Source organism: Aquabacterium sp. (genome assembly GCF_050725395.1).
Lineage (GTDB): Bacteria > Pseudomonadota > Gammaproteobacteria > Burkholderiales > Burkholderiaceae_C > Aquabacterium.
Map to the genome: position 1 here is coordinate 264,814 of NZ_JBOHHL010000001.1, position 12,689 is coordinate 277,502.

12 protein-coding genes are annotated in these 12,689 nt (G+C 66.6%); 9 read left to right on the forward strand and 3 right to left on the reverse strand.

The annotated features are described in order from the left end of the window. Window positions 1-13: 13 nt before the first annotated feature. From ACREB4_RS01255 to ACREB4_RS01295, 9 genes are all read left to right on the forward strand, one after another. A complete protein-coding gene (locus tag ACREB4_RS01255) occupies window positions 14-595 on the forward strand; it encodes a hypothetical protein (protein WP_431586361.1) in 582 nt (193 codons plus the stop codon). A 5-nt stretch (window positions 596-600) separates the two neighbouring features. After that, window positions 601-1,392 carry an SDR family NAD(P)-dependent oxidoreductase gene (locus ACREB4_RS01260; RefSeq protein WP_431586362.1) on the forward strand — a complete coding sequence of 264 codons (792 nt, stop codon included), beginning with the start codon at window positions 601-603 and terminating at the stop codon, window positions 1,390-1,392. A 21-nt stretch (window positions 1,393-1,413) separates the two neighbouring features. Continuing rightward, window positions 1,414-2,466: a saccharopine dehydrogenase family protein gene (locus ACREB4_RS01265; RefSeq protein ID WP_431586363.1), complete on the forward strand. Its 1,053-nt coding sequence runs from the start codon at window positions 1,414-1,416 to the stop codon at window positions 2,464-2,466. Between the two features lie 88 nt (window positions 2,467-2,554). After that, window positions 2,555-3,001, forward strand: a complete 447-nt coding sequence (msrB, locus tag ACREB4_RS01270) for a peptide-methionine (R)-S-oxide reductase MsrB (protein WP_431586364.1) — start codon at window positions 2,555-2,557, stop codon at window positions 2,999-3,001. Then, window positions 3,001-3,507, forward strand: a complete 507-nt coding sequence (gene msrA, locus ACREB4_RS01275; protein WP_431586365.1) for a peptide-methionine (S)-S-oxide reductase MsrA — start codon at window positions 3,001-3,003, stop codon at window positions 3,505-3,507. Before msrB ends, msrA begins: the two co-directional genes overlap by 1 nt. Before the next feature lie 83 nt (window positions 3,508-3,590). Next, window positions 3,591-4,388 (forward strand): GDSL-type esterase/lipase family protein, encoded by a 798-nt coding sequence (locus tag ACREB4_RS01280; RefSeq protein WP_431586366.1) that lies wholly within the window; start codon window positions 3,591-3,593, stop codon window positions 4,386-4,388. Beyond that, window positions 4,388-4,690, forward strand: coding sequence for a hypothetical protein (locus ACREB4_RS01285; RefSeq protein WP_431586367.1), 303 nt, complete (start codon window positions 4,388-4,390; stop codon window positions 4,688-4,690). Before ACREB4_RS01280 ends, ACREB4_RS01285 begins: the two co-directional genes overlap by 1 nt. Beyond that, window positions 4,687-5,637, forward strand: coding sequence for a hypothetical protein (locus ACREB4_RS01290; protein WP_431586368.1), 951 nt, complete (start codon window positions 4,687-4,689; stop codon window positions 5,635-5,637). The genes ACREB4_RS01285 and ACREB4_RS01290 overlap by 4 nt, the downstream gene beginning before the upstream one ends. A gap of 27 nt (window positions 5,638-5,664) precedes the next feature. Continuing rightward, a complete protein-coding gene (locus ACREB4_RS01295; protein WP_431586369.1) occupies window positions 5,665-6,861 on the forward strand; it encodes a chitosanase in 1,197 nt (398 codons plus the stop codon). A gap of 71 nt (window positions 6,862-6,932) precedes the next feature. Here ACREB4_RS01295 and ACREB4_RS01300 read toward each other — a convergent pair whose 3' ends face one another. From ACREB4_RS01300 to ACREB4_RS01310, 3 genes are read right to left on the reverse strand one after another with little or no spacing between them, the layout of a single operon-like run. Further along, on the reverse strand, window positions 6,933-10,034 hold the full coding sequence (locus tag ACREB4_RS01300; protein ID WP_431586370.1) for an efflux RND transporter permease subunit: 3,102 nt from the start codon (window positions 10,032-10,034) through the stop codon (window positions 6,933-6,935). Beyond that, complete coding sequence (locus tag ACREB4_RS01305; RefSeq protein ID WP_431586371.1) at window positions 10,034-11,146, reverse strand: efflux RND transporter periplasmic adaptor subunit; 1,113 nt, start codon at window positions 11,144-11,146, stop codon at window positions 10,034-10,036. The genes ACREB4_RS01300 and ACREB4_RS01305 overlap by 1 nt, the downstream gene beginning before the upstream one ends. Continuing rightward, window positions 11,143-12,624, reverse strand: a complete 1,482-nt coding sequence (locus ACREB4_RS01310) for an efflux transporter outer membrane subunit (RefSeq protein ID WP_431586372.1) — start codon at window positions 12,622-12,624, stop codon at window positions 11,143-11,145. Before ACREB4_RS01310 ends, ACREB4_RS01305 begins: the two co-directional genes overlap by 4 nt. Window positions 12,625-12,689: the final 65 nt, after the last annotated feature.

Genomic DNA, 12,689 nt, shown 5'->3' on the forward strand with positions numbered 1-12,689 from the left:
AAAAGGAGACCCCATGATTGCTGGCAGCCGCGCCGCCATCGACCTGCCCCGACTGGGCTTCAAGGACACGCTGGCCTTGTTCGCCAAACTGGACGCACCGGCGCTGGCCGACATGAACGGCGAGTACGCGGCCAGGCTGCTGAACCAGCCATCCTGGCTCGCCACCGTCATCGGCCAGGCGACGGTCAACAACCCCCTGGCGCCAGGCCGCTGGCTGTGCAAGTCCTTCCGCCCGGTCGACCATCAGGTGGGCAGGGGCTACAACACCTTCCAGCACCTGGGACGCACCGTGCAGCGCTTCCCCATGCAGACGCTGATCGCGCCCTCGCGCTACGACGGCCGGCCCGCCTACCAGCTGGTCTACCGTGCCTACCACTCGATGTGCGGCGAGATCCACATGGTCGACGAGGTCCGCCGAGTGGGGCCCGACCTGTTCCTGGGCATCGGCACTTGGGGTTTCAGCGACCGCCAACGGCGCGTTCCCCTGCCTTTCATGCTGCGCGGCCCCATCGCGCCCTACCGGGGCGACATCGGACGCCCTCGCGCGGGCTTCGACCCGCGCTCTGAAATCCCCGCCCTGAAGAAGAAAGCTTGACGACCATGACCTCCGCTTCCCGCACCGCCCTGATCACCGGCGCCTCGGCCGGCATCGGCGCCACCTTCGCCCGCCACCTGGCCGCGCAGGGCTACCACCTGCTGCTGGTGGCCCGCCGCGCCGATCGCCTGCAAGACCTGGCGCGCGAACTGGCCCAGCGGCATGGCGTGCGCTGCGAAGTCTTTTCGGCCGACCTCATGGACCCGGCATCGCCGCGCGCCGTCGTGGCCCACGCCGCGCAGTTGGGCATGAGCATCGATTTCCTGGTCAACAACGCGGGCCTCTCCGGCCACCGCAAGTTCATCGACACGCCTTGGCCCGAGTTGGCAGGCGAGATCCAGTTGATGATGACCACCCTGACCGAACTGACCCACCTCGTGGCGCCCGGCATGGTGCAGCGCGGCTGGGGCCGCATCATCAATGTGTCTTCGCTGGCGGCCTTGTCGCCCCCGGGCGAAAGCCTGCTCTACTCCGCCATCAAGAGCTACGTCATGGTCATGTCCCAGTCGATGGACATGGAGTTCAAGCCGCATGGTGTGCACGTGACCGCGCTGTGTCCTGGCTTCACGCACAGCGAATTCCACGATGTCATGGGCACCCGCAAGACGGCGAACCAACTGCCGCCGATCCTGTGGCAACAGCCGCAAGACGTGGTCCAGGAAGCCATCAAGGCGGTGATGAGTGGCAAGCCCGTGTGCGTGCCCGGCACCTTCAATAAAATCATGGCCTCGCTGATGCGTCCATTGCCCTTGTGGCTGCAGTACCAGCTGGGCAAGGCTTTCAACCCCTTCAAGTGAAGCGAGCCGATGATGGAATGGATGATCTACGGCGCCAACGGCTACACCGGTGAACTGATCGCGCGCGAGGCGGTGGCGCGGGGCCTGCGGCCCTTGCTGGCCGGGCGGTCGCGGGCCAAGCTGGAACCGCTGGCCCGCGAACTGGGTTTGAAATACCGCGTCTTCACGCTCGACCAGGCGCCGGCCGACATCGCCACGCACCTGAACGGCATGGGCCTGGTGCTGCTCACGGCCGGGCCGTTCTCGGCCACCAGCGCTCCCATGGTGCAGGCCTGCCTGCGCGCACGCGCCCACTACCTGGACATCACCGGAGAGATCGATGTGTTCGAGCGCATCAGCGAACAGCATGGGCGTGCCCAAGCGGCGGGCGTGGTGCTGTGCCCCGGCGTGGGCTTCGACGTGATCCCCACCGACTGCGTGGCCGCCGCCCTGAAAGCCGCTTTGCCCGATGCGGTGGCATTGTCACTGGGGTTCGACACCGACGCGGGCATGTCGCCCGGCACGCTCAAGACCACCCTGGAAAGCGCACCGCAAGGCGGTTGCGTGCGCATCGATGGTGCCTTGGTGCGCGTGCCGCTGGCGCACCGCACCCGGCGCATCGACTTTGGCCGTGGCGTGCGCCTGGCCATGGCCGCGCCTTGGGGCGACGTCTCCACCGCTTTCCACAGCACCGGCATCCCGAATGTCACCGTCTACTTCCCGGTGTCGCGTCTGGAATGGATGGGCGTCAAGCTGGTCAACGCCTTGCGGCCCTTGCTGGGCTTGAAGGCGGTGCAAGGCGCCTTGGCTGGCCTGGTGTCGGCCACCGTGCGCGGCGCTGATGCCGAGCAGCGCGCGAGAACGCCCACGCATGTCTGGGGCGAGGCGGTCAACGCCCGGGGTGAACGCCGCACGGCGCGGCTCCAGACCGACAACGGCTACAGCTTCACCGTCACCGGGTCCTTGGCGGTGGTGGGCCATTTGCTGAAGGCAACGCCAGGGTCGGGCCAGTCCGGCTTCTTCACGCCCTCGCGGCTGATGGGCGCTGGCCTGGCGTCCAGCCTGCCTCATTGCGGTCCCATCCGCATCGACTGACGAGGGCATTTTCCAAAGCACTGGCCTTGATCAACCCGGGCGTGGCACCATTTGTCAAAAGACAGTCGCAACCACCAGGAATGAGCACATGCCCAAGTACTCCAAATCCCCCGAGGCCCTGGCCGCCTTGACGCCGGAGCAGTTCCATGTCACCCAGAAAAGCGGGACCGAGCGGCCTGGCACTGGCGAATACCTCGGCAACAAAGAGCCTGGCATCTACGTCGACATCGTGTCCGGCGAGCCCTTGTTCGCCTCGTCCGACAAGTACGAGTCCGGCTGCGGCTGGCCGAGCTTCACCAAGCCGATCGCCCCTGCGCACATCAACGAGCTTCGGGACACCACACACGGCATGGTCCGGACCGAAGTCCGTTCGACCCACGGCGACAGCCACTTGGGTCACGTCTTTCCTGACGGCCCCGCCGACCGGGGCGGCCTGCGCTATTGCATCAATTCGGCCTCGCTGCGCTTCGTTCACCGGGACGACATGGAAGCCGAAGGCTATGGCGAATTCATCGACCAGGTGGAGGACCTCTGATGGGCCAGCCACAACGCGCCATTTTGGCGGGCGGATGCTTCTGGGGCATGCAGGACCTGTTGCGCCGGTATGACGGGGTGATCTCGACCCGCGTGGGTTATTCGGGGGGCGACGTGCCCAACGCCACTTACCGTCACCACGGCACCCACGCCGAAGCCATCGAAATCGTTTTCGACCCGGACCGCCTCAGCTACCGCAGGCTCCTGGAGTTCTTTTTCCAGATCCACGACCCGACGACTTTGAACCGCCAGGGCAACGACCGGGGCCTCAGCTACCGCTCCGCCATCTTCCACGAGAACGACGCGCAGAAACAGGTGGCACTGGACACCATTGCCGACGTCGATGCCTCGGGCTTGTGGCCGGGCAAGGTCCAGACCGAAGTCGCGCCAGCGGGACCATTCTGGGAGGCTGAACCAGAGCACCAGGACTACCTGGAGCGGATCCCGGATGGCTACACCTGCCACTTCATCCGTCCGGAGTGGCGGCTGCCGGTCAGGCCCAAGTGAGGAGGCTGGGTTCAAAGTAGGGATGTGCTTCGAGCAGGTCCGCCGCGATACTGGGGTTGTCAACACCAGGGAGGGGCGCGATCATGCCGACCAAGAATGTGCACTGGGGGCTCAGTTCATTGCTGTTCCAACGGCAAAAGGTGGGCGATCCCACGATGCTGATGCTGGGCGATTCCTGGTTCTGGTACCCACTGGACAACCTGGCCGTCGAACTGGGGTCGGCCTTGAGGGTCAGCAACCACCTCATCGGGGTCATCGGCTACAACGGTGCCGAGGCGAGCGAATGGCGGGACAAGTACCGCAAGGAGCTGGACGTCGCCATCGACTTCTATGGCGCGGGGCTCCAGGGTTTTTTCCTCAGCGGTGGCGGCAATGATCTGGCGGGCATGCGGGACTTCCTGCGCCTGCTCAAGGACGATTGCTCGTCGGCCACCAAGGTCGATGAATGCTTCCGGCCGGGCCAGCCCGAGGCCAGCCTGGCGGTGATCGATGGTGCTTACCGGGAAGTCATCGCCAAGGTCAGGGCCCGCAACCCGACCGTGCCCATTTTCGTGCACCAGTACGACCATGCCTGGCCGACTGGCAAAGGCGTGTTCGGGCCCTCGGACTGGCTCAAGGCCCCGATGGAGAAAGCCCTGGTCCCGGAGCCTCTCAGGCGTCCGCTCTTCAAGGCCCTGATCCAGGCCCTGAAGGTTTCGCAGGAGAAACTGGCCCAGCAGGACCAGAACGTCGTGGTCGTGCCCACCGCTGGCGTGATGCCGGAGGATTCCAAAGTCAAGGACCAGTACTGGTCGAACGAGCTTCATCCCACGCCAAGGGGTTTCAAGCTCCTCGTGTCCCAAGCCTTCATGCCTCAGCTCGAAGCCCGGGGCCTGGCCTGATGGGCTCACTGCGTTGGGGCGCCGTGATCGTTGGTGCTTTGCTGGGCTTCGGTCTGTCGGGTTGCGCCTATGTGAGTGTTGACGAAGACGGCCGCCAAAGGATCATCGGCTTCGTCTACCTCGACCTGCCTTCGCCAGAAAAAGTGAACACGCCGGCGATGCGCCTGCGTGCGGTCGGCATGCAGTTGATGCACACGCCCTGGGGGAGCAGCTTCTCGCTGGGCTACAGCGACCAGGCCTTTCTCGCGCTGTCCAACGACAGCTGCGTTCGTTTTTCATCTTTGCAAGGAGTTCTGCCATGACGGTCTCTGTTCGCCATCGCCCCTCATTCCGCGTGGTCTGCGTGGTGTCGCTGCTGAGCCTGGCTTGGCTGGCCGGCTGCGCCACGCCGCGCGACACGGTCGTTTTCGTCACCAAGACCTCTCTGGGGCTGGACGTGGACAGCAACCCACCCAGCGCGAGTTTCGCCTACGACCGCGTCGAAGGCTACGTGGGGCCGCGCTTCAACAGCGCCACCGCCGCGCCGGTGGCCGGCAGCATCGCGACCAATGGGAAATTGATCGGCCGGTCGATCCGCCAGACCTATGCCACGGGCCACGCGGCCAAGTTGATCACTTTGCCCGCGGGCGCGACGGCGCCCACCGCCCCGATCGAGTCCTACAGCGGCGAGCACAAGGTGATGTTCTTTGGCACGAGTACCGTGCTGGGCTTGAAGTTCGCCTTCTCGCCGAGCAGCGCGATCGACTCCTTCACGCTGGGCTACAAGCGCAAGGAGGCCTCCTTCATCCCCATCACCGCATCGGGCGTGCCATCGGTCCTGGCTTCGGTCAGCACAGAGGCCAAGGCCGAAAGCCTGAGCAACTCCGACCTGCAGGTGGAGCAGTTCTTCGCCACGGGCGTGGCCGCCGATGCGCTGGCCGCCGACCCGGCGATTGTTCAAAATTTCAAGCGCCAAAGTGGCGACCTGGTCCGGTACAAGGCCAACAAGGAAGAGCAGGCCACGCTGGCGCTGGAATCGCTGACCTGCGTGGCCAAACTGGCCGATGCCGACTTGCCGGATGTCTGGAAAAACATCGGCGAGCTCAGGCTCCTGGACGACAGTGCCATCGTGGGCCGATTGAACGCTGCCGCCCCCAAGGACGCCCGCGCCTTGTACACGCGCGAGCTCGGGCTGCTGGCGCCTGATTCGCCGGTCCGCACCGGCCTCATGACCGCGCACCGCAACCACGTTTGCAAAGTCGCATCTTGAACCCCAAGTCCCTCAGGAGACGCCACCATGTCCCGAACACGCACCATACTTTGCGATGAATGCGAGCGCCAGAAGATCACCTTGACGCTGGCTGGCTTTGACGTGCTGGGGTGTGTCCCCGCGCCCGGCCGGCCGGGGTTCTGCGTCATCAGTTTCGAGGAGGCGGCCACGCCAGCAACGGAAGGCGTGGCCGGGGCTGCTCAGCCGGCCAGCGTGGGAGGGGTCGCCGCCACGGCGGGCGAGACCGCCCGTGCGGGTGTGGCAACGCCGACCGTGCCTGCCGAGCTCACACCTTTGCAGACCAAAACATGCGAAGCCATCGTCAACATCTTCGAGACGGGCTCCGTGCTGGGTGACTACGGGATGGTCACGCTGATCCCGGGTGACACGGGTGGCCTCACTTATGGGCGCTCCCAGACCACGCTCGGCTCGGGCAACCTGGCCAAGCTCCTGCAAGCGTATTGCGCCAACCCGGGCGCGAGGTTCCGCCAGCGCCTGTCGCGGGAGTTGCCGCGGTTCGAGTCGAAAGATGCAACGCTGGAGCGTGATGACAAGGTCAAGAACCTCATGCGTGCCTGCGCGGACGACTCGGTGATGCGCGAGGTGCAGGACAGGTTCTTCACCCAGCACTACATGGAGCCGGCCCGCAAGGCCGCGCAAGCCCTGGGCGTCCTCACGCCACTGGGCGTTGCGGTCGTCTACGACAGCTTCGTGCATGGTTCATGGAAGACCATCAAGGCTGCCACGGACCAACAGGCTGGCGCGCTGAAAGACATTGGCGAGCAGGCCTGGATCCACGCGTATGTGCGGGTGCGCCGGGCCTGGCTGGCCAGCAGCGCCCGCCGTGACCTGAGGGCCACCGTCTACCGTGCCGACGCCTTCATCCGCTTGATCGAGCTGGGGGCCTGGGGATTGACGCTGCCGATCGTGGTGCGGGGGACCGAGGTGTCGCAGGCCACCCTGTCCGGGTTGCCGCCCGGCTGCTATGACGGGCCGGTGGTCGGTTCAAGGCCCTTGTCCTTGCAACAGCCCCTGGCGAGGGGGCTCGACGTTCGCCTGCTTCAACTGGGGCTGTCGGAGCGGAATGTGCCGGTCGTGGCGGACGGGGTGTTTGGCCGTGGGTCCGTGGACGCGGTCCGGGCCTACCAACTGTCGCAAGGCTTGGCAGGGATCGGCATCGCCGACCCGGCGCTGATCATGGCCTTGACGCGCGATGTTGCCTGAGCAATGCAAGGGCTGGCTTCCGGTCCGAAGTCCGGTACTCAGCCTCGGGCGGCCACAGGTGCGGCTGGGCCTCATGCGGGGAAAGCTGGCGGCTCAAGGGCTTCAACTCCCGGTCCGACGGGCCCATGCGGCCTGATCCAGACCATGTACAGCGCCGGCACGAACACCAATGTCAGCACCGTGGCCGCGATCAGCCCGCCCATGATGGCCATCGCCATGGGGCCCCAGAAGATGCTGCTGGTCAGCGGCACCATGGCCAGCACCGCGGCGGCGGCCGTCAGCACCACTGGGCGTGAGCGGCGCACCGTGGCCTCCACCACGGCCTGCGCCTGCGGCATGCCGGCGGCGATGTCACTGTCGATCTGGTCCACCAGGATCACGGCATTGCGCATGATCATGCCGCCCAGCGCGATCACCCCCAGCAAGGCCACGAAGCCGAAGGGCGCGTTGAAGATCAACAGGGCCGGCACCACGCCGATGAGCCCCAGCGGCGCGGTGAGGAACACCAACCACATGCGCGAGAAACTCTGCAGCTGCACCATCAGGATCAGCAGCATCACCACCAGCATCAGCGGGAAGACCGCGAACAGCGCCTGGTTGGACTTGTCGCTTTCTTCGATGGCACCGCCTTGCTCGATGCGGTAGCCGGGCGGCAGCTTGTCGATGATCGGCTGGAGAGATGGCCAGACCTTCATCGTGGCCGACGGGCCCTGCACGCCATCAATCACATCGCTGCGCACGGTGAGCACCATGTCGCGGTTGCGGCGCCACAGCACGGGCTCTTCGAAGGTGGGTACCAGCGTGGCCACCTGCGACAAGGGCACCACGGCGCCGCTGCGGGTGAACAGGCTCACGTCGCCCAATTGCTCCAGCGCCAGCCGCTCGCTCGGCGCGGCGCGCACGGTGACGTCGATCAGGTCCTCGCCGCGGCGGATCTGCGTGGCGGGCGCCCCGCTCAGCACGGTCTGCACCATGGCCGAGACATCGGCGCTGGTGACGCCCAACAGGCGGGCCTTGTCCTGGTCGATCTGGACGCGCAAGGTTCTCACCTGCTCGTTCCAGTCGAGCTGGGTGTCGCGCACCAGGGGGCTCTGCCGCACGGCATCACGCACCTGGTAGGCGATCTCGCGGACCTTGCCCGTGTCGGGACCGATCACGCGGAACTGCACCGGAAAGCCGACGGGCGGGCCGAACTCGAAGCGCGTGACGCGGCCGCGCAGGTCGGGGAAGGCCCGCTCGGCGGCGAACACGTCGAGCAGGCGGCGCCGCACGGCTTCGCGGTCGGCCACATTGGCGGTCTTGATGACGATTTGCGCGTAGCTCGGGTTGGGCAGCTCGATGGGCAGCGACAAGAAAAAGCGCGGCGCCCCGGCGCCCGTGTAGGCGCTGAAATGCTGCACCTGCGCATCGTTTTTCAGCACCTGCTCGAAACGCTTGACCTGGGCCTCGGTGGCCGTGAACGAGGCGCCTTCGCGCAGGCGCAGGTCGACGATGAGTTCCAGGCGCGAGGCGGTCGGGAAGAACTGCTGCTGCACCAGGCCCATGCCGGCGATTGCGCCGACGAAGAGCACGGCCGTGGCGGCCAGCACCATCACGCGGTGGGCCATGCACCATTGCAGCAGGCGGCGCAGGCGTTGGTAAAGTGGTGCGGCGTAAGGGTCATGCGCCGCGCCGCCATGCGCCTTCATGGTCTTGGGCAGCAACACGATGCCCAGGTAGGGCGTGAACACCACGGCCACGAACCAGGACGCGATCAGGGCCACGCCCACCACCCAGAAGATGCCGCCCGCGTACTCGCCGCTGATCGACTTGGCAAAGCCCACCGGCATGAAGCCGGCCACGGTGACCAGCGTGCCCGTCAGCATGGGAAAGGCCGTGGACGTGTAGGCGAAGGTGGCCGCGCTGACGCGGTCCCAGCCCTGCTCGATCTTCACGACCATCATCTCGACGGCGATGATGGCGTCGTCCACCAACAGGCCCAGGGCAATGATCAGCGCGCCCAGCGAGATGCGGTCCAGGCTCCAGCCCGCGGCCAGCATCACGATGGCGACGATCGCCAGCACCAGCGGCACGGAGGCCGCCACCACGATGCCCGTGCGCCAACCCAGGAAGAGGAAGCACACCGCCAGCACGATGGCCAGCGCCTCCAGGAAGGAGCGCTCGAACTCCCACACGGACTCTTCGACGATATTCGGTTGGTCGGCCACCTTGTCCACCACCACGCCCAGGGGCAAGCCGGCCTTCAAAGCGGCCATGCGCGTTTCGAGCTCTTGGCCGAGCGTCAGGATGTTGCCGTGCCGGTCGAAGGTGATGGCGAGCACCAGCACCGGCTTGCCGTCATGCCGCACGGTGAAGGAGGGCGGGTCTTCCAGGCCCGATGTGACCTTGGCCACATCGCCCAGGCGCAGCAGCTTGCCGCCCGCGGTGACGGACACATTGGCCACGTCACGCGCATCGCGCAGGGTGCCATCGATCCGCACGAACACCTGGTCGCCGCGGCCTTCGGTCGAGCCCGACGGGCTGACGGTGTTCTGGCGCGCCAATGCTTCGATCACGGTCTGGGCACTGATGCCCAGCGAGGCCAGGCGCTGGCTTGAGAACTCGACATGGACCTTCTCGGCCTGCCGCCCGAACACATCGACCTTGGTCACGCCGGGTTGGGCCTGCACCTGGCGCTTGATGTCTTCGGTCAGCACCTGCAGTTCGGGCCAGCTCAGATCGGCGGCGCTGATGGCGTACATCACGCTGTAGACATCGCTGAACTCGTCATTGAAGATGGGCCCCAGGACGCCCTCAGGGAACTGGTGGCGCACGTCGCCGATTTTCTTGCGGGCCTGGTACCAGGCGCGTTCCAGATCGGCCTTGGACGTGCCGCCCTTCATCCAGAGGTTGACCGCGCCATAGCCCTGGCGCGAGAAACTGCGGATGAAGTCGACACCCTCCATCTTCTGCAGTTCGCGTTCCATGCGGTTGAGCACCTGGTCCTGCACCTGCTGGGCCGAGGCACCGGGCCAGGCCACCACGGCCGTCATGGTCGGTACCATGAACTGCGGGTCTTCCAGGCGGCCCAGCCGCGTGAACGCGAAGGTGCCCACCAGCAGGCTGCCGATGATCATGAACAGCACCATGGCGCGGTGCGTGACGGCCCACTCAGAGAGATTGAAGGACTTCATCACAGGCTCCCGGGGCGCATCACGGCCTGCACCTTCATGCCCGCATCGAGCTTCTGCGCGCCCGCCGACACCACCAGCACACCATCGGGCAAGCCGGTCACACGCACTTGGTCGGTGGACTGCGACAGCAGCGTGACCGCTTGCCGCGTCAAGGTGCCAGCCTTGTCATTGACCAGCCAGACCGACGGGGTCTGGTTGGTCGTGAGCAGCGCGCCCGATGGCAACTCGGCCGAAGCAGTGCTGCCCTTGCGTGCCAGCTGCACATCGGCCGTCACCCCCATGCGCAGCCCTGTGATCGGTGATGCGATGGCGTAGCGTGCCCGGAAGGTGCGGGCCTGCGCCGAAGCGCTGGGCGCCAACTCGCGCAGCTTGAGCTTCACCAGATCGGGCAGGCCCGCCATGCGGGCTTGGCTGATCTGGTTGTGCAAATCCGCCGCGAGGGCTTCAGGCACGTCCACCACCACTTCCAGCTCGCCCGGCTTGGCCAGCGCCATCACGGCTTGCCCTTCCGCCACCATCTGCCCCACCTCGATCTGCCGGCCGGTCACCACGCCATCGAAGGGCGCAACCAGCACCGCATAGCCCGCCCGGTTGCGCAGCACCTCCAGTTGCCGTTCGGCCTGCACCAGGCGCGCCGCGGCGGCATCCGAGCGGGCCTGCTGACGCTCCTGGTCGGCCGCGCCCACCGAGCCGTCGGCCAGCAGTCGCTTGAAGCGTGCCGCATCGCTGGCCGCCTGCGTGGCGTCCACCTGCGCCGCGCGCAGTTGCTCGGCGGCGGCGTCTGCGGCGAGTTGGTAGTCGGCCGCGTCGATGCGTGCCAGCGGCTGGCCCGCCCGCACGGCCTGGCCGATGTCGACCAGGCGGGCCGTGACCTTGCCCCCGGCTCGGAACGCCAGATCGCTCTCGACGCGCGGGCGAACGGCGCCGCTCAAGATCCGCACGTCTTCGCCGTGGTCGTTGTGCACCGGCGTGACGTAGACGGCTGGGATGGGGGGCACCTTTTCAGCGGCGGGCGAACAGGCGGTGAGAACCGCCAGCCCGCTGAGGACCCAACTGGTCCAGACCAGGGCATGGGCGAACTTCATCAAGCGGAAGTCGGAGACGTCAATCATGGCAAGCTTTCAGGAGCAATGCTGGTGTGGGTGCGGGTGGTCATGGCGGCAGGCGTGTCCTGCCATCCACCGCCGAGGGCCGAGGCGAGCTGAACCGTGTTCAGCGCCAACTGAGCCTGGCCATCGATGGCCGACAGTTCGGCGGCGATCACCGCGCGCTGCGCATCGAGCAGTTGCAGCAGGTCGATCTGGCCTTCGCGGTAAAGCGATTCGGCATGGTGCAGGCCCGTGCGTCTTTGCTGGGTGGTGGCGTCCAGCGCGGCCGAGCGATCACGCTCTTGGGCCAGGGCCACCAAGCTGTCGTCAACGTCCTTGACGGCACCGAGCACGGCCTTCTCGTACTGCAAGGTGGCCATGCGCTCTTTGGCGGATTGCCGCTCAACGGCCGCGCGCAGGCGACCCGCGTCGAACAAGGGCATGGTGAAGGCCAGCGCCGCGGTGCTGTACCGCACCGGAGACAAATCCAGCGCATTGAGGCGCAGGTCTTGCCGCCCGAACGCCGCGGCCAGGAAAAACTTGGGCCACTGGTCGGCTTGGGCCTCGCGCAGGCGTGCGGCTTCGGCCATGAACTGCTTTTGCGCCACGCGCAGATCGGGGCGCCGCATCAACAGATCGGCAGGCTGCCTGGCGGACAAGCGTGGCGGGGTGGGCAGCCATGGCGCCGTGGCTGCGTCCAACTCGGGCAATGGCCGGTTGGGATTGGCGCCCACCAGGACTGCCAATTGGGTCTCGGTCACGGCGACGAGGGTCTTCAAAGGCGGCAGTTGCGCGGCCAGCGCTTGCACTTCACCCGCGGCCCGGGCCACGTCGAAGCGACTGGCCAGCCCCGCGGACTCTCTGCTGCGGGTCAGCCGCTCGGTGTCGGCCTGGGCTTTCAGCAAGGCATCCAGCTTGGCCAGCCGCAGACGCGCGCTTTGCCAAACGATGTACTGCCGCGCGACTTCGCTGCTCACCAGCCAGCGCGCCGTGTCGACGCCCTCTTCGGCGGTCAGCGCATCCAGCTCAGCGGCATCGGCGCCAGCGCGTGCGGCGCCAAACACGTCGAGCTCCCACCCCAGGTCCAGTGCGCCCCGGTAAGTCCGCGTGTCGGGCTTGCCTTGCTTGACCTGGTCGGGCAAGCCGCTGCGCTCGTCGGACGCCGACCCGGTGAGCGACACGGTGGGCCAGAGCCTGGACGCCACCGCCGTCTGCCCAGCGCGGGCTTGCCGCACACGCTGCATGGCGATGCGGACGTCGTGGTTGGCCGAGTGGGCGCGCTGGACCAGGGCCATGAGCGCGGCGTCGTCAAAGCCTCGCCACCAGCTTGTCTCGACCGGAGGTCCTTGGTCTGCTTCTGCTGCCTGCCGAAAGCTTGCGTCTTTGGCCGCCGACACATCGGGCGGCTGAGGTTTGGGCGAGGCGCAAGCCGACAGCAAAGCGGCCAGGCACACGGCGAGCAAAGGCGGAAATCGCAGGAGCCGCAATGGCGAAAAAGGCATGATGTCGCTTCAATGGTTGACACTGTCTACCATTTTGCTTACAAATGTAGACAGTGTCAACCAGG